Annotated in this window: 16 protein-coding genes; 4 read left to right on the top strand and 12 right to left on the bottom strand. The window is 68.6% G+C overall.

Annotation, left to right across the window (positions count from 1 at the left end; genetic code table 11):
• Window positions 1–97: 97 nt before the first annotated feature.
• Together K3G64_RS20300 and K3G64_RS20295 are read left to right on the top strand one after the other, a co-directional pair.
• The gene (locus tag K3G64_RS20300; protein ID WP_238886878.1) at window positions 98–1540 is read left to right on the top strand and encodes a polysaccharide biosynthesis tyrosine autokinase; all 1443 of its coding nucleotides are present in this window, start codon (window positions 98–100) and stop codon (window positions 1538–1540) included.
• A 2-nt stretch (window positions 1541–1542) separates the two neighbouring features.
• Window positions 1543–3006 carry an O-antigen ligase family protein gene (locus tag K3G64_RS20295; RefSeq protein ID WP_238886877.1) on the top strand — a complete coding sequence of 488 codons (1464 nt, stop codon included), beginning with the start codon at window positions 1543–1545 and terminating at the stop codon, window positions 3004–3006.
• On the opposite strand, the gene K3G64_RS20290 is transcribed toward K3G64_RS20295, so the two are convergent.
• From K3G64_RS20290 to K3G64_RS20245, 10 genes are read right to left on the bottom strand one after another with little or no spacing between them, the layout of a single operon-like run.
• Window positions 2921–4033, bottom strand: a complete 1113-nt coding sequence (locus K3G64_RS20290) for a glycosyltransferase family 4 protein (protein ID WP_238886876.1) — start codon at window positions 4031–4033, stop codon at window positions 2921–2923. The two genes, K3G64_RS20295 and K3G64_RS20290, sit on opposite strands and share 86 nt — an antisense overlap.
• Window positions 4030–5073 (bottom strand): glycosyltransferase, encoded by a 1044-nt coding sequence (locus K3G64_RS20285; protein ID WP_238950858.1) that lies wholly within the window; start codon window positions 5071–5073, stop codon window positions 4030–4032. Before K3G64_RS20285 ends, K3G64_RS20290 begins: the two co-directional genes overlap by 4 nt.
• Window positions 5074–5084: 11 nt before the next feature.
• The gene (locus K3G64_RS20280) at window positions 5085–7073 is read right to left on the bottom strand and encodes a glycosyltransferase (protein WP_238886875.1); all 1989 of its coding nucleotides are present in this window, start codon (window positions 7071–7073) and stop codon (window positions 5085–5087) included.
• Entirely contained in the window at window positions 7063–8532 is a 1470-nt protein-coding gene (locus K3G64_RS20275) for a flippase (RefSeq protein WP_238886874.1), read from the bottom strand. The genes K3G64_RS20280 and K3G64_RS20275 overlap by 11 nt, the downstream gene beginning before the upstream one ends.
• The gene (locus K3G64_RS20270) at window positions 8529–9422 is read right to left on the bottom strand and encodes a WecB/TagA/CpsF family glycosyltransferase (protein ID WP_238886873.1); all 894 of its coding nucleotides are present in this window, start codon (window positions 9420–9422) and stop codon (window positions 8529–8531) included. Before K3G64_RS20270 ends, K3G64_RS20275 begins: the two co-directional genes overlap by 4 nt.
• A 4-nt stretch (window positions 9423–9426) precedes the next feature.
• A complete protein-coding gene (locus K3G64_RS20265) occupies window positions 9427–10746 on the bottom strand; it encodes an NAD(P)H-dependent oxidoreductase (RefSeq protein WP_238886872.1) in 1320 nt (439 codons plus the stop codon).
• A complete protein-coding gene (gene rfbC / locus K3G64_RS20260; RefSeq protein ID WP_238886871.1) occupies window positions 10743–11291 on the bottom strand; it encodes a dTDP-4-dehydrorhamnose 3,5-epimerase in 549 nt (182 codons plus the stop codon). Before rfbC ends, K3G64_RS20265 begins: the two co-directional genes overlap by 4 nt.
• Window positions 11288–12316 (bottom strand): NAD-dependent epimerase/dehydratase family protein, encoded by a 1029-nt coding sequence (locus K3G64_RS20255; RefSeq protein ID WP_238886869.1) that lies wholly within the window; start codon window positions 12314–12316, stop codon window positions 11288–11290. Before K3G64_RS20255 ends, rfbC begins: the two co-directional genes overlap by 4 nt.
• A 15-nt stretch (window positions 12317–12331) precedes the next feature.
• Window positions 12332–12994: a PIG-L deacetylase family protein gene (locus tag K3G64_RS20250; protein WP_238886867.1), complete on the bottom strand. Its 663-nt coding sequence runs from the start codon at window positions 12992–12994 to the stop codon at window positions 12332–12334.
• On the bottom strand, window positions 12991–13788 hold the full coding sequence (locus K3G64_RS20245) for a glucose-1-phosphate cytidylyltransferase (protein ID WP_238886865.1): 798 nt from the start codon (window positions 13786–13788) through the stop codon (window positions 12991–12993). The genes K3G64_RS20250 and K3G64_RS20245 overlap by 4 nt, the downstream gene beginning before the upstream one ends.
• 483 nt (window positions 13789–14271) lie before the next feature.
• Between K3G64_RS20245 and K3G64_RS20240 the strand changes: the two genes are divergently transcribed.
• Window positions 14272–14913 (top strand): ScbR family autoregulator-binding transcription factor, encoded by a 642-nt coding sequence (locus tag K3G64_RS20240; protein ID WP_238886863.1) that lies wholly within the window; start codon window positions 14272–14274, stop codon window positions 14911–14913.
• A 20-nt stretch (window positions 14914–14933) separates the two neighbouring features.
• Here K3G64_RS20240 and K3G64_RS20235 read toward each other — a convergent pair whose 3' ends face one another.
• Both K3G64_RS20235 and K3G64_RS20230 read right to left on the bottom strand, forming a co-directional pair.
• The gene (locus tag K3G64_RS20235; protein WP_238886861.1) at window positions 14934–15338 is read right to left on the bottom strand and encodes a PAS domain-containing protein; all 405 of its coding nucleotides are present in this window, start codon (window positions 15336–15338) and stop codon (window positions 14934–14936) included.
• A 153-nt stretch (window positions 15339–15491) separates the two neighbouring features.
• Complete coding sequence (locus K3G64_RS20230) at window positions 15492–15737, bottom strand: hypothetical protein (protein WP_238951048.1); 246 nt, start codon at window positions 15735–15737, stop codon at window positions 15492–15494.
• A 68-nt stretch (window positions 15738–15805) separates the two neighbouring features.
• Between K3G64_RS20230 and K3G64_RS20225 the strand changes: the two genes are divergently transcribed.
• On the top strand, window positions 15806–16225 hold the full coding sequence (locus tag K3G64_RS20225; protein WP_238886859.1) for a CGNR zinc finger domain-containing protein: 420 nt from the start codon (window positions 15806–15808) through the stop codon (window positions 16223–16225).
• Window positions 16226–16246 lie beyond the last annotated feature (21 nt).

Raw genomic sequence — 16246 nt, 5'->3', positions numbered from 1 at the left:
CCTGCCTTCGACACATACCGATAGCATGAAACCAATGCATGTTGCATACTGATCGTCGGATTTGCCAGCAACCCGCTCAGTGAAGATTCGAGGCGTCGTGGATTTCCGCACTTTCATCGGCATCATCGCCATGCGCTGGAAGGTCGCCCTGGCGGCGGTCATCGCCTGTCTGCTGGGCGCCGCCGCCCTGACTGCCCTGCAGACCAGGAGCTATGAGGCGTCGGCCACCGTGCTGATCTCCTTTCCCGGGGCGGTGACGATCAACGACGCATTCGAGGGGACGCAGGCCGCTCAGCGACGCCTGTCGTCGTACGCCGAACTGGCGGGCGGCCACGTAGTCGCACAGCGCGCCGTCGAACAGGTCGGCGGCCGACTAAGCGCCGAAAACGTGGTGGAGAACACCGACGTGAGCTACACCCCCGAATCGACGGTCTTCCGGCTGACCGTTGCCGATCCGAACCCCGAGCGTGCCGCCACACTCGCTGCCGCCATGGCGGACCAGTTCGCCGCCCTCGTCCCCGAATTCGACGCCGGAGTGGTTGGCGGACAACCACTTCCGGTTCCGATCGGTACCGGTCTCAGCGGCCCGCAGCAGGTGGTGACCGCGACTGCCACCATGGTCGAGGCGCCGATCGTGCCGCAGCGTCCGGTCAGCCCGGTTCCCGCCCGCAACCTCGCGCTCGGCCTGCTCGCCGGCGTCCTGCTCGGTGTCGCGCTGGCCGTTGTGCGCGACAAAACCGACCGCACCGTTCGCCGCACCGACGCGCTGGCGGCGGCCTCCGGCCTGCCGGTGCTCGCCCGGCTACCGGAAACCAGCGCCCCCGAACCGGCGGGCAGGCGAGCCCGCGGCCGCGCAAAACCGGCCGACCTCGCATTCGATGAGGCGATCCGTGGTCTGCGCACCCGACTGGTCGGCGCGGGCGCCACGAACAACCGCTCCTTTCTGATCACCGCCGCGAAGAGGGGTGACGGCGCCAGCACCACCGCGCTGAGCCTGGCGCTGTCCTTCGCCGAAGTCGGTGAGACCGTGCTGCTCGTCGACGGAGACCCCCGAGCGGCCAGGGTCGCCGAGCTGTTGGGGCTCGCCTCACGGCTGGGACTGTCCGATGTCCTTGCTGATCAGCAGTTCATCGATGACGCCGTCGTGCCGACGTCCCATACCGGGCTGTGGATGCTCGCCTCCGACACCCCGGTCCGCCGGCCACGGCAGGTGGGCCTGCCGGCACTGGCGGCCGTGGTGGACAAGCTCGGGGCGAACTTCGACCGTCTGGTGATCGACGGCCCGCCGGCACTCGCCGCGGCCGAGATAGGCGTCTTCAGCGCCGCCGTCGACGCCTCCGTCCTGGTGGTCCGCTCCGGCCGCACCACGCTCGACGAAGTCGGGGCCGCGCTGCACCAGATGCGCGCGGCCGATGGCCGGGTGGCAGGGGCCGTCCTGACCGCCGCCAAACTGCCGAGGTACGCCGCGAGCGCGCTGGCCGACTACCGGCATACGGTCGGTGACACCACACCGGCCGCGCTTCGCGGCCATCACGCGTGAGGATGTCGGCAGGCCCGGCGTCCCGGCTGGGATCGTTCTCCGCGGCTACGGCGCTGCTGCTGGGGTGTTTCACCGTCGGCGTGTTCGCGGTCCGGTCGACGACCGAGGGGCTGCTGCTGATCGGTGTCCTCGGCTGCCTGGTCGTCTACCTGACCGGTGCGCACCGGATGGTGTGGCTGGCGCTGTTTGCCGCGTTCGCCTCGCTGCCCGAGTCCTGGCATGTCGCCAAGGTGGTTGGGCCGGTGTCGGTCTACGCCCACCAGGTCGCGGTGTTGGTGGCGATCGGCTTCCTGATCCCCCGTGCGCGGTTGCGATTCACGCACTGCCTGCCGCCGATGACCATGCTTCTCGCGATCGCGGTGAGCACCGCGATGGGAATGTTGGCGGGTCACGACGGCGAGCGCGTCGCGCGGGAGGCTTCATTCCTCGTCGAGATGGTGGCCGGAGCCGCGCTCGCCATCCTCATCGTGCGGGCGGATCAGGTCAGGCAGGCCATTCGCGCCGTCGCCGTGGTCATGTGGTTCTCTGCGGCGATGATCCTGGCGGCCTCGGTCACCGGGTTGCGGTTGGCGGGCAGGGCCGAGAGCCTGCAGGCCGAGACCGGTGCGGGCGCGATCCGGCTCCTGACGGCGACCCAGGCACCCGCACTCACCGTGCTCACCGCACTCGTGGCCGCCCAGATCCTCGGGCGGGCCCGCCTTTCGCACTGGGCCCTACTCGGCGTCCCCGCGCTCATCGTTACGCTGCTGTCGTTCTCCCGGCACACGCTGATCGCGTTAGCGGTCGCCGCCATGGTGGCGCTGCTGGCGAGCATCGGATGGGCCGCGTTGCGGCGGTCAGCCCTGCTCGCCGTGACCGGGGTGGCGGCGCTCGCGCTCGCCGTGCCGACGTCACTTTTCCTGCTGCAGGACGGATCCGGTGGTGGCTGGCTCGCCGATCAGGTCGGTGCGTTCACCCATCGGGTGGTCGGCGGCGTGTCGACATCCGCCCTAGCCGTTGACTCCTCGACGCTGGCCCGGCTCCACGAGAACGACAGCCTGTGGCGCGCGATCGGCGATGCGCCCGTGCTCGGCCACGGACTGGGATACGCCTATCAATTGCCGTTCGGGGAGGCGGGCTCGTTCACCGCGACGCTGGGCACCACCTACGCGCACAACTTCTACCTATGGTGGCTGGTGAAGGCGGGCGTCCTGGGCATGGTCGCATTCGCAGTGTTCGCGTTGCTTCCGGTGGCGCGCGCTCTGCGCAGCGAAGCGGCAACGGCCAAGATCAGCGCCGCGGTGTGCCTGGGACTGTTGGCCATCTGCATCGTCGACCCACTACCACTGGAACCCTCGAGTTCGCTGACCCTCGGCATGGCGCTGGGAAGCGCGTTCGCGTTCAGCCGGCGGTCGTGCGACGTGGGGTCGCCGATGTCACCGCCAGCGACGCCCACAGCTCTGCCAGCCGCGCATACCAGCCGCTGAGGGCAAAGCCGCGGGCCCGCTCCCGGGCGGCGAGCCCGATACGGCGGCGCAGCGTCTCGTCGGTGACCAGTGCAGCGAGCGCATCGGCGATCTGCCGAGCATCGCCCGCTTCGACCACCAACCCGTCCACGCCGTCGGTGATCACCTCGCCGATGCTGCCTGCCGCCGACGCAATGGGCGCCAGCCCCCATGCCATCGCCTCGAGCAGTGCCATCGGCAGGCCTTCGTCGTAGCTCGGGAGCAGGAAAACGTCTGCTGTCGACAGCAATTGGTCCCGCTCCGATTCGGTGAGCCAGCCGACGACGTGCACGGTTCCGGCCAGGTTGGCAGCCGCGACGGCGTCGCGAACGGCGACGTTCTCACCGTCGCCGGCCAGCGTGATCCGCAGCCGACGGCGCACGGGCGCGGGCAGCGCCCGCACGGCCGCGACGATGTCGTAGGTGCCCTTGCGTTCTCCGAGGCGTCCGAGCATCACGGCATGGACGGGATCGGCCGCGATGTGCTCGACCGGTTGTGCCGGAAGCCGGATCGCGTTGGGCAGCACGTCGATTCGATCAGCCGGCAGGCCCATGCGGACTGCGTACTCACAGCGGTGCTCGGTCCCCAACACCACCCAGCGATCGGCGGGCAGCGCGGCGCGTACCAGGCGCTGCAGCCCCGCAGGCAGCGTGTCGAACCAACCGCCGAAGTCGAAGCTGTGGCCGTGGATTATCGCAGGCACCTTCGCTCGCCTGGCCGCCAGCAGCGGCACCGCCTTGCGAACGACACTGCCGCCGTGCGACAGATGCACATGCAGCACGTCGACTCGTCCGCGCAGGATCAGCCAGGCGCTGCGGAGCATGCCCGACACTCCCACCGACAGTCGTCGCCACGGCCCGCCGTCGACATATGTGGCGATCGCGGTGACCCGGAAGCGGGGGTCCGGGTGGGCGTCCATCAACGCGGCCACGGTGGCCATACCGCCGCGGCTGAGCCGGCTGGCCGGCGCGGGCCCGACCACCAGTACCCGCATCACATCTGTTCTCACGATGCGGCCCGCCGAACGTCGTCGAAGACGGTGATGAGCTTTTCGGCCGCGCGGTCGGCGGCGTGGTGCGCGGCATAGTGCACCGCGGCGGTGACGCCGTGACGCACGGCGATCACCGGGTCGGCCAGCTGGTCGAACGCGCCGACCAGCCCCTCGACGTCGTCGACGCCGATCGGCGGACACCCTGGCGGCTGGAACTCCGCCAACGCGCCGACGGTGGAGACGATCGGTGTGACGCCCAGTTGCATCGCCAGCACCTGTACGCCGCTCTGGGAGGCCCTTCGGTAATGGGCGACGCACCCCTTGGCAGCGGCGAGGGTCTCGACCACGTCGCTGTAGCGGTAGGTCCCGGCACGCCACACCGTGTGCTTCGGCAGTGCGCGCCTCAGACCGTACCCGTCTCCGAGGATCAGCATCCGGTCTCCGCGCCAACCGCTTCCCTGAACGTGAGCCGCCCAGGCCTGCAGGGTCACGTCGAGATTCTTGTAGGGGTTCAGCCGACCGATCGCGGCGAAATCCCTGCGGTCGGCGGCCGCCGCGAACGGAGGCACCAGGCGACTGTCCAGATCGCTGGTGAGGGGCACGGTGTAGACATCGCCGCCCCGCAGGTCGCGCCGGTTCTGCACGGCCGCTGCGACGAAATCGCTGAATGTCACCGTGGCTGCTGCACCGTCGGCCCACCGGTCGAACACCGTGCTCTCGTACCGCGGTCTGCGTTCGGCGACGTCGTGCACCCGGTCGTCGTGCACCACATTGACGCGAGGTGCACTGCCCGCCAACGCGATCCAGCGTGGATCGCGCACCAGTTCGGTGACGACGACGTCGGCTCGCCACCGCCGGATCCGCCGGTAGGCGTCTAGCGTCGGCGACCAGGTCGAGGCGGCCCGCAGCCGCGGGTCGAGCACGATCTCGTAGTCGCGGGCGTCACCCGACTCCGGGTGCTGGTCGGAGGTCACCAGCAGCGCGTGCACACCGCGGCGGCCCAACGCCTCCACATACACCCTCGCCAGAGGACGCATCCACGGCGAAAGCCACAGCACGCGAACGGGTCTCACAGGACCGCACCGATCGCGTCGAGATACGCGTCGGTCATCGCCTCGACCGTGTACCGACCGCTCATTCGCTCATGGCCTCGCCTGCCGACCTCGGGTAGCGCCGTGGGATCGGCGAGGATGCGCTCCAGCGCCCCGCGCCAGCCGTCGACCGACACCGGGTCGACGACGAAGCCGGCGGCGCCGTGGTCGAGCATCTCGGGGACAGCGCAGACGCCCGACGCCGCGACCGGGACGGCCCGCGCCATCGCTTCGACGATGACCAGCGGGAAAGCCTCGGACCGACTCGGCACGCACAACAGATCGGCATGGGCGAACGCCGGATCAGGGCCGTCCGACCAGCCACGCCAATGCACCCGGTCCCGCAGCGGCGGGGGAGTACGCGCCGCCAGCCCCAAGCGATCGGGCCCGTCTCCGAAAATCGTTAGCCGCCAAGGCAGTTCGGGTAGGTCCGACAACGCCTCGATGAGCAGGTGCGGGTTCTTGTGTTCGACGATGCGAGACAGCATCACCAGGTTGACCGTCGGGCCGCAGCGTGGGCGTCGCGTGGGCGGTCCGGCGTGGCCGACGCCGTTGGGAGCCACGAAGTAGCGTTGTCCCAGCCGGTGGTGTGCGGCCAGCTGGTCCCAGTGCCGGTGTGCGAGCGCGACGAAGCCGTCGGCCCTGCGCATCGCAGCGGCCAGCCCGCGCGAGTAGATCGGCCCGTCCTCCGCCGGGGGGACATGGGCGCCGACCAGCCAGCGCCGGTGTCGGCCCGCCGCCCGCCACAGCGTCGCGAACCCCGTCTCGGTGTTGGTGTCGCCGCCGATGAGCACCGCAGGCCCGGCAACGCCGTCGAGCACCGGAGCGAACCACGGTTGCCGCACGACCTGCACGGAGGGCGGCAACTCCTTGACCAGCGGGCCGAATCGCTGCATGCACACCAGCGTCACCGGGTACCCGCGGCGATCCAATTCGGTGGCCAGCAGCACCTTCTGCCGTTCCGCGCCGCCGTAGACGAGCCGGTTGGTGGTGATCACGATGTGCGGACGACCGGCGTCGCGGCCCGGGGCCGCGGCACGACGCGAGATGCGCTTCGAGCGCTGCATCCGATCCAGCACCGTCGTTCCGACCAGGTAGGCGTCGCCGTGATGGACTGAGTGTTCGTGTTCGAGCAGGAGCGCGATGTTGGCCCGCAGCAGGTGGTGGGTCCGGCCCTGGATCGGCGGCCGGGGATCGGCGGCCGACGGGTCGTCGCCGTGGCGGGCGCCGAGCTCGTCGGCCAGCAGCACCCGCCAGCCGGCGGCGTGTGCGCGGTTCTGCCAGTCGGTTTCCTCGCCGTAGAGGAAGAACTCCTCGTCGAAGCCGCCGATGTCGTCCCAGGCGTCGCGGTTGATCAGCAGGCACGCCCCGCAGAGGTAACCGCCGACGTCCTCGCATTCGCGGGGGGCGCTGCGATACAGATGTGAAAGCGGCGTGCCACGCAGCCGGTCGGAGTATCCAGCGGCGGCCACCAGTGCGCGAGTGAGGGTGCGGCGACGGGTCGCCACGTCCCACGGCCTGCCACCGGCACCGTGATCGTCCAGCATCAGCGGGGCCACCGCGGCTACGCCGCGCTGATGGATCAGCAGCCGCGAGCGGGTCAGGGGCCCGAGGAGTCGGACGTCGGGATTGAGCAGCAGCAGATCGGTGTGCGGCGGTGTGTGCTCGGCTAGCGTGTTGACCGCCGCGGCGAACCCGACGTTCGTGGGTCCGACCACCCAGTGCACGTCCGGGTGGCGGGCCACCAGTTCGTGGCGGCCCGGGTAGTCGTCACCGCTGTTCTCGTAGGCGTAGACCGGCAACTCGGGCAGGTGCTCGGCGACCTGCCCGAGGCACTTCTCCAACAGCTCGTGGCTGCGGTAACTGACGATGAGCACCGCCAGCGACCGCGGCCCGGCCGGCGCCGCGCGCTTCGCCGGCCGAGAGGCGGGCGTGCGCAGGTAGGCCCGGTCCACATCACCTCGCATCGGCAGGCTCCCGTCGGACCAGCGCCATCAGATTCGAGGCCCGCACCGGCCCGAACACCAGGTTGGCCACCAGGTACGCGGCGACGGCCGCCGCACCGACAACCAGTACATGCTGGCCGGACAGCGCCAGCACGACCACCACCGCGGCCGCGGCGGGCAGCAGGGTGCGCACCAGATGGCCGATCGGCGTGCGGTATCCGGACTGCCGGCTCAGCCACCAACTCGCGCACACCATGCCCAGCACCTCGGTGCACACCAGCGCCGCGGCCGCCCCGACGGCCCCGAACGGGGCGGCCAACACCACGTTGAGCAGCACGTTCACCGCCAGCGTCGCGATCGACAGCCGGAACAGGAATCGCTGATGCTGACAGGCGAACAGACCCTGGCTCAGCGTGCCGGTGACGAAGCGCAGTGCGACGGCGACGAAGAGCAATGCCAGCGTGGGCGCGCCGCGGTCGACGAACTGCTCGTCGCCGAGCAGCCGGATCAGCGGTGGGGCCAGCAGGACGCCCACTACGGCGACGGGCACGCCCAGGGAGTACATCGCTTCGATGCTGCGCTGCATGAAGCGCGCGAAGTCCCGCGCGTCGCGGGCATAGAGGTCGGTGGCCGTCGACAGTGTCGACTTCAGGAAGAACGTCGAGACCACCACGACGTTGAAGGCGATGGTGTAGGCCAGACCGTAGGCGCCGACCTCCGAGTGCGTGCTGAGCACCGACAGGATCACGCCGTCCGCGCGCCAGTAGAGGACGGCGATCACGATGACGCCCATCGGGGCGAGACTCTCCCTGAGCAGGTCACGGGACTCGGCGAAGGAGAACAGCGGCCGCAGCGAGACACGTTGTGCCGCAGCGGTTCCCTGGATCAGCAGCTGCACCACCGGCGGTATGAGCTGCGCCGCGGCGAACCAGATGAGGTCGTGCCTGCCTGCCACCAACCACACGATGCAGCCGAGCATCGCGACCCGGCTGGTGACATCGGAGAGGGCCACGGCGGAGAACCGCACGCTGCTGACGAACACCGGTTCGAACCGCGTCGTCATGGTCATCAGCACCAGCTGCGCCGACAGGACCACGATCATGGTGCGCACGTCGGCATCGGAGTAGACCAGGATGCCGACGCCGGCGGCCAGTGCCGCCAGTGGCAGGCAGTACACCATGGACAGACCGCTGTTGACGCGGACCAGGCGCTCGAGTTCACCGCGCCCGGACGACACCCGCCGCACGATCACGGTCCCGATCCCCAGATCGGCCAGCGACGTCCACAGCCCGATGAACACGATCGCGATGGTCAGCTGTCCGTACCGATCCGGGCCGAGATAGCGGGCCGTCATGGCGACCGAAACCACCGACGCCACCATGCCGATCGCCCGGCAGCCCAGCTGCATCGAGAACGCGCGTGCGATGCGAGACGGCGGAACCGAAGAGGAAACCGGCGCGGCCACAGTCGATTCGGTCATGAGGCGCGGTCGGCGCCGACGGCGGGCAGGCGATCCTCCACTGACTCGGCACGAGGTGGGGCATACCTGACCGGACCACCCTCCGCCGGTGCGACGTAGTAGGTGCCGGGTGCGTAGACCGCGTGCGCCCGCATCGCCATGATGAGCGCGGCGGGCCCTTGGATCAGATACCGGCGGGCCAGGCGGCGCGGCTCGCGGCTGAGCCGGTAGAGCCATTCGAGACCGGCACGCTGCATCCACTGCGGTGCACGCCGTTTGGTACCTGCGAGGAAGTCGGCGGCGGCTCCGAACGGAAGGAAGAGGTGCGCGCCCGTGGCGGTGCCGTGTTCCACGACCCAGCGCTCCTGGCGCGGCTTACCCAGGCACACCACCAGGATGTCGGTGCGCGCGAGCCGGATCGCCGCCGCGATGTGGGGTGACACCTGAGCGACCTGATCGGCCTCGGGCGCCCACGTGCCGCTGACGACCAGGTCCGGGAACCGTTGTCGGAGAAGTTCCGTCAACCGCAAGTGTGTGTCGGCGGTGCCGCCGAGGAACCCGACGCGATACCCGGATCGCTGGGCGAGTTCCAGCACGCGCGGCAGCAGGTCTGCTCCGGTCACCCGCGGCCACGGGGCGGCGGTGAGCAGTTGACCGCGCCACGCGATCGGCATGCCGTCGGCAAGCAGCAGCCACTCCGGACCCGGTTGGCGGTTCAGTGCGCTCTCGTCGCCGAAATGATGCAGGTGGTCGAGGTTGACCGACCCCACCGCCAGGCTGCGACCCGACCGCGTCCGCATGCGGGCCTCGACGACCTCGACGACGTCGTCGACGCTACGGCGCTCGATCACGTTGCCGCCGATGGCCATTCGGACCGTGACCACGCGCCGCGAGCCGGATGTCTTGGTCATCGCTTCACGCCCCCGCCAGCAACCCCGGCGGCACGCCGACGGGCAGTCGCGCCTGTGCCGCCAGCAGCCGGTCGACCAGACGGCCCGACGGCAACGCGACGTCGTCATAGGTGATGGGGGAGTCCTTCGGCAGGTCGCTCACCAGGCGGCACCCCTCGGCTGCGCCCACCGGCAACAGTCGCTTTTCGCGGGCGATGTGGGCCTTCTCCGCCTCGCCGTAGTAGTGGTAGCCGCCGAGCCGGTCGAGAACCGTTCCTGCCCGCAGATCGACTTTGGCGGTGGTGACCGCTTCCACGTACCGGGTCGGCTGCGCCCGCACCGTGGGGTCGCGCATCAGCACGGCGCGCGCCGCGGTGATCGGCACCTCGAAATGGCACAGGTGGTAGGGCGTGTAGAAGCTGTAAAGCGGACCGGCGCCCAGTTTGTAGAGCTCGAGGTAGTGCCGCTGCTTCGGATCGTCGTGTGTCGCCAGGCAGTACACGCCGGGGTTCGGATGAGCACCGACCACGTAGTCCACCGCGCCACCCAGTGCGCTGAGTTCGTCGACGTCGTACCTCTCGGTGAGCTCGTCGACGTGTCCGTGGTGATCGCGGCCCAGCATGCCGCGTCGGTGCACCGACATCCCGACCGCGTTCGCGACTATCGACTGCTCGACGCTCATCTTGGTGCCGTCAGCGAAGCTGGTGACCATCCAGGGGTCCTGCCCCCAGCGGCGGGCGAAACCCTCCTGGGTGGTGGGGTTGCGGTACGGGTCCTGGAGGCCTTTGATGTTGCCGCTGACCAGGGGACGCGCCCCGATGCTGCGGACGAACCGGATGAGGTTGAGCTGCACACCCGGTTGGTCACCGTCGCAGCCGGTGAACACCACGCCGGCGGCATCGGCGAGCCGGACCAACTCGGCGCCCACCGTCGCGTCGACTTCGGCGTTCATCAGCACCAGGTGTTTGCCGTTGGCGAAGCAGTCCAGTGCCAGGCGACAACCGAACTCCACGGCACCGGTTACGTCGATGACCACGTCGATGGCCTCGCATGCGGTGATCGCCTCGAAATCTGAGGTGACAGCGGGTATTCCGCCGTGGACGGCACGATTCAGTTGCTGCAGGCCGTCGGCGATCGCCACGTCGGTGACACCGGCATCGCCCAACGCCCTGATGCCCTGCTGAACATCACGCACGGCGATGACCGAAAGCGCCATTCCGGGGACGCTGTTGACGATCTGGTTGACCAGCCCACGACCCATGAACCCGCAGCCGGCCATGGCCACTCGGATCGGGTCGCGCTGCTGCGCGCGATCGGCCAGCAACGAGTCGATTCCCATCATCATGGTGTTGTGCTCCTCAACTCGGCGACGAGCGGCCACCCGCGGTCCTTGGCGGAGATCACCGACACCGGTAGTGGCCAATCAATGCCGAATTCATCGTCGTCCCAGCGGAATCCCTGCTCGCCTTCGGGCGCGTAGAGACCGCTGACCTGATAGATCACCTCGGTGTCGTCGACCAGCGTCTGAAAGCCGTGCGCCACGTACGGCGGCAGGAACAGTGCACGGTGGTTGTCGCCGGTCAACTCGGCCATGATGTGGCGTCCGTAGGTGGCCGACTCGGGGCGCACATCGACCGCGACGTCGGCGATGGCGCCGCGGGTGCAGCGCACCAGCTTGGCTTCCCGGTACGGCGGCACCTGCCGATGCAGGCCGCGCAGCGTGCCACTGCGGTGGTTGTGGGAGATGTTGGTTTGAACGACCGCCGCATCGAGGCCGTGCTCGGCGAATTCCCCGGCGCAGAACGAGCGCGCGAAGAATCCGCGGTCGTCACGATGCGCCTCGATGTCGACGATCGTGACGCCATCGACCTCGGTGGGTGTGTACTTCACGGTTGCACCTTCCAGAACAGCTGCTCGTCCACCTGGCCGGTCTTGAGCAGGTACTCGATCTGCTTGAGCCGGGTGTGTCCGCGGCCTCGGAATGTCTCGGAGTCCAGGTCGATGTCGGCGAAGACACGGTGCAGCTGAGCCGCCCCGGCCGCCACGTCCCACGCGGCCCGGAAGTCGGGGAAGACCGCCTGGATCCGATCGAAACTGACCCGATAACTGCGCTCGTCGGCACCGGGGGGCCCGAATGTCAACTCGCAGCCGGGGAATTCGCGGGCCACACATTCGGCGATCTCGCGGACGGAGTGGTTGTTCTGGTCGGAGCCGACGTTGACCACAAGTGCGTGCACCCGTTCGCGGTCGGCGGTGAGCGCGCACCGGATGGCCTGCGCGATGTCGAGCGCATGAACCAGGGGCCGGATCGGGGTGCCATCACTGGTCATCGCGATGCGGTGGTCGATCCAGGCCAGTCCGCACAGATTGTTGAGCACGATGTCGAAGCGCATGCGGGGTGACGCGCCGAATGCCGTCGCGTTGCGCAGGAACGTCGGCGAGAAGTCGTCGTCGGCCATGGCGGTCAGGTCGCGTTCGACCAGCGCCTTGCACTTCGCATACGCCGTCAGCGGGTTCACAAGACTGGTCTCGTCGACCGTGCCGGTCGCGATCCCGTACACGCTGCACGAGGACATGTAGACGAACCTGTCCACTCCGGCGGCCTTGGCGCATCTTGCGAGGTGGAGGCTGCCGAGGTGGTTGACGTCATAGGTGACGTCGCCGATCAGCGCGCCGATCGGGTCGTTGGACAGTTCGGCCATGTGCACGACGGCGTCGAAGCCGCGCAGGTCCGCTGCGCTCACCTCGCGAAGGTCTCGCGCCAGCGTGTGCGGTGTGACCGCCGCGCCGTGAAACAACCAGCCCGACTTGTAATAGCCGGTGTCGAGACCGACGACGTCGTGTCCCTCGGCGATCAGGTGTGGGGCCACCAATGCGCCCAGATAGCCTTCGGTGCCGGTGACGAGTACGCGCATCTTCGAATCGACTCCTCAACCGCCGACGGCTGGCAAGCCGAGGCCCAGCGAAGCCTTCTCGCAGACGAATGCTTCGGCGTAGGGGCTGCGGCACTGGACACCGCGGACGCGCATCAACGCCAGGAACGACTCCTCGTCGAACCAGTCGTGGGCCGCCTGCGAGGGGTAGCACTCGGCGATCAACGCGGCTTTGCGCTGTGCCGCGGTTGGCGAAAGCGGCTGATACAACGCACTCTTGGGCAGATCGGACTCCCACTTGAGGACCTCGTAGCCGAGGGTGAGGTGGTCGCGGAACTCGGTGGGCACCAGTTCGGCGATCAACCGGTGGTCCTGGTGGCAGTCCGCCCGTTGCGGAGCGAACACGAGATCGGGTGCGCATCGGCGGCGGAACTCGGCGAGTAGGCGCTTGACAGCCGGCCACTGGCCGGGGAGCCCGCCGTCGGGCAGGTCTGCGACGGTCATGTTCAGTGTCGCCCTGCCGCACAACGCGGTGAGCGCACCCTTCTCCTCGATCTCACGGTCGCTGCCCCCGCCGGTCAAAACGAGCGCGTGCACCACCACATCCGGATGGGTTTCGGTGATCGCCGAGAGGGTGGCGCCCGCCCCGATGGCGATGTCGTCGCAATGCGCACCGATCACCGCCACGGCGTCGAGCCGCTGAAGGATCAACCGGATCATGCGCTCGCGCAGGTTAATTGGGGCGACTCCCAGACCATCCACGGTCTGTCTCCCAGCCGGTAGCCTGCGTCGAGTTCGGCGCGCTCCTTGAACGTGTCGGCAGGCTTCCAGAAGCCGTCGTGGCGGTATCCGATGAGACGGCCCGTCCCGGAGAGCTTCTCCAGCGCGTCGCCGACCAGGTCGCCGCCCTCGGGTATGAGGTCGACGACCTCCCGGCTGAGCACGAAGTAGCCGCCATTGACCCCCAGCGGAAACCTGCTGACCGGCAGGATCTCCTTGACGTCGCCATCCGGGGCGACGTCAACGCAGTGGAAGGACTCCTGAGGCGGCACGATCAACATCGACGCAGCCGCCTTCGCCGCCAGCACGCGGTCGACGATCGTGTCCAGCGGCGCGTCGGTCAGCACGTCGGCATAGTTGGCCAGGAAGTAGGGGTCGTCGCCCAGGTGGGGCCGCACCCGTCGGAGCCGCTCACCGATCGCCGATTCCACTCCGGTGTCGACGAAGGTGATGGTCCAGTCCGCGATGTCGGATCCGAGCAACTCGACCGCTCCACGGTTCATGACGAAGTCGTTGGATTCGGTCTCGCGGTAGTTGAGGAAGAAGTCCTTGATCATCTCGGCGCCGTAGCCGAGGCACAGCACGAACTCGCGGTGACCGTAGTGCGCGTAATAGCGCATGACATGCCACAACAGCGGCCGGGGACCGACCATCTGCAGCGGCTTCGGTATGACATCGTGCTCGGCGGTGCGCATCCGCATGCCGTAACCGCCACAGAACAGGACGACCTTCATGTCCGACTCCCTTCCGATTCGCGATGCCCGGCGGCGTGCGAATTCGCTATATCTACGAAAGCGTCATTAACTTCAGACGCGACAGCATTTGCGGAACACGATTTTCACGCGGCGGTCAGCGTTGACCGACCCCTTACCGCGTCGCAGGATGCCGCAGTTTCCGGCGCGCTCGGACCGCTTCCAACTGCAGTTTCATCTCGAAAATCAGACCTGGTGCACGCACAGAGGGCAGATTACATACTTATCGCATGATTTCATAGTGTGACCCCCCGCACAGGCCAGCAAACCGTCCGTAATTCGCTGGCAGCGGCCTCACAGCGTGACCAGAATTTGCCTGGTGTTTACTTCCGGCGCCAGGATGCGGCACTACCGCCGACCGTCCGGAAGTCCGATGGGCCAGTCAAGCGGGTGCTAGGCTGCGGCAATTAACTCGCGCCTCGCCGGCGACGCAGTTGCGTCGCCGGCGAGCGGAGAACCGAGACCATGGCCCGCCAGACCCGTTCCGAGCACACCCGCCGCACGATCATCGACGCCGCAGTTGAGTTGATCGACCGCCGCGGCTATGCCCACACCGGCCTCGGCGACATCCTCGAGCAGATCGAGGTGACCAAGGGCGCGCTCTACCACCACTTCGACTCCAAGGAGTCGCTGGCCATCGCGATCATCGAGGAGGCAGTAGAGCGACTCGACGCGGCCTACCGAGGGGACGCGCGCTCGGCACCGGCGCTGCAGGGGCTGATCCAGGGCAGCCTGGCCGCCGAGTCTTTGGCGGGGACCGAGCGGCTCGTGCGTGCCGGGACGCAGTTGCTGGTCGAGTTCGCCAAGTTCAACGATGTCGCAGCCGGCGTCCACCGCGCCTGGCTGGCGGACACCACCGCTCGACTCATGCAGGCCCAGGACGACGGCGACATCCGCCCCGATCTCGACGTCGACGCGCTCGGGCGGTTCCTGGTGAGCGCGCTGGTGGGCGTCAACGTGGTGTCGACGTCCATCACCGGTGGCGCCGATTCGGTCACACGCGCGATGCAGGCGTGGGAGGTGCTGCTGCCGGCGCTGGTGCCCGAGTCTGCGCTGACCTACTTCCGCGAGTTCCTCGTTCGTCAGGCGGGTCGGTACCGCAAGTGAGCATCGGAGGAGTGACGAGGTCAGCGGCTGCCGCGCAGCCAGAGTTGCTCGGTGAGGTCCTCGAAGGTCGCCAGCGCCATCACGTCATCCTCGCGCAGCAGGGCTGACTTGCTCATCTTGGCCTGCACCACCGAACCGTCGGCATGGAACAGCGAGACGATCTCGCCGGCGTATGCACGCGCCACCGACACCGGCGGCTCGTCGACGGGTGCGGACTGGAAGATCTCGATGAAGTTCAGTGAGATGACCGCCTTCGGGCTGTAACCCAGCATCTCGGCGAACGCCGCGTTCACGAACAGGATGCGGCCGTCGTCACCGATCGCGAGCACGGGTACGGGCATGCGCTCGAGCACCACGCGCGCGGGCAGATGGTCGAGCAACTCGTCGGGCGATTGCACGCTCTGCTCCATGCGCCGTCGGTCCATACCTTGGGATTATGGACGACAAATCGTCATCTCCCTAGCCGGGCTCCAGACCTCATCGAGTGATGACGCCCGAATGCTCTGCGCCACAACATGATCGAATCGATCGGCCATGAGGTTCTTCGCTTATTGGCCCCACGAGACACGGTCCGACATCTACAGCTCGGCCAGCGCGGCGCCGAGTCGGCCGCTCAGGTCTCCACGGCCGTACCGGAACAGCGGGCCGTTCCCGTCGGCGAGCAGCACCCGCAACCGCGCCATGCCCCTGGCGGCGACCGGCGCCGGGGCGGTCAACCGCATCGCGGCGGCGGCCAGCACGTCCTCGGCGGCCACGATGTTGGGGACTGCAACCGCATCCGCGGGCTCATCAGCGCTCCGCGCGATCGCGCATCGCGCACGCACCGGACCGGGTCCAGGCGCTGGTCAACAGCGCGGAACTCGAGTTCGGCCGGGACCGGCTCGCCGACCGCGTGGGCGCGGTTCCGTGGCTGCGGCGCACGGGACTGCTCGCCGCGGGTCGGGAGGTGACCGAGGACGACGTCGCTCTCCTGCGCGGTGTGCGTGAGGCGGTGCGTGCGCTGCTGCTGCACAACACCGGCGGTCCGGCACCGGCGGAGTCCGACCTCGCCCCGCTGCACAGCGTCAGCTCTCGCGGCGCCGCGCGCATGGACGTCGGCGCCGACGGGGGGATCGGGCTGACCGTCGTCGGGGACTCGGTCGCCGACCGCCTGCTGGAATTGTTGATCGTCATCCGCGACGCTCAGCGTGACGGCACTTGGGTACATCTGAAGACCTGCGCCAACCCCGAGTGCCGGTGGGCGTTCTACGACCGCTCGCGCAACCGGGGCGGTACCTGGTGTTCCATGGCCACCTGCGGCAACAAGGTGTAGAACCGCGAGTTCCGGGCGCGC

This window comes from Mycobacterium sp. IDR2000157661 (genome assembly GCF_022317005.1).
In the GTDB taxonomy this organism is placed as follows: domain Bacteria; phylum Actinomycetota; class Actinomycetes; order Mycobacteriales; family Mycobacteriaceae; genus Mycobacterium.
Note: the sequence above shows the minus strand (reverse complement) of the source record. Positions and strands in the feature narration are given on the sequence as shown.

Bases quoted from the DNA above. Each gene is read 5' to 3' on its own strand.
- K3G64_RS20250 (WP_238886867.1), bottom strand. From the start codon at position 12,994: ATGATCCGGTTGATCCTTCAGCGGCTCGACGCCGTGGCGGTGATCGGT.
- K3G64_RS20270 (WP_238886873.1), bottom strand. From the start codon at position 9,422: ATGACCAAGACATCCGGCTCGCGGCGCGTGGTCACGGTCCGAATGGCC.
- K3G64_RS20275 (WP_238886874.1), bottom strand. From the start codon at position 8,532: ATGACCGAATCGACTGTGGCCGCGCCGGTTTCCTCTTCGGTTCCGCCG.
- K3G64_RS20280 (WP_238886875.1), bottom strand. From the start codon at position 7,073: ATGCGAGGTGATGTGGACCGGGCCTACCTGCGCACGCCCGCCTCTCGG.
- K3G64_RS20265 (WP_238886872.1), bottom strand. From the start codon at position 10,746: ATGATGATGGGAATCGACTCGTTGCTGGCCGATCGCGCGCAGCAGCGC.
- K3G64_RS20245 (WP_238886865.1), bottom strand. From the start codon at position 13,788: ATGAAGGTCGTCCTGTTCTGTGGCGGTTACGGCATGCGGATGCGCACC.
- K3G64_RS20295 (WP_238886877.1), top strand. From the start codon at position 1,543: ATGTCGGCAGGCCCGGCGTCCCGGCTGGGATCGTTCTCCGCGGCTACG.
- K3G64_RS20235 (WP_238886861.1), bottom strand. From the start codon at position 15,338: ATGGACCGACGGCGCATGGAGCAGAGCGTGCAATCGCCCGACGAGTTG.
- K3G64_RS20255 (WP_238886869.1), bottom strand. From the start codon at position 12,316: ATGCGCGTACTCGTCACCGGCACCGAAGGCTATCTGGGCGCATTGGTG.
- K3G64_RS20240 (WP_238886863.1), top strand. From the start codon at position 14,272: ATGGCCCGCCAGACCCGTTCCGAGCACACCCGCCGCACGATCATCGAC.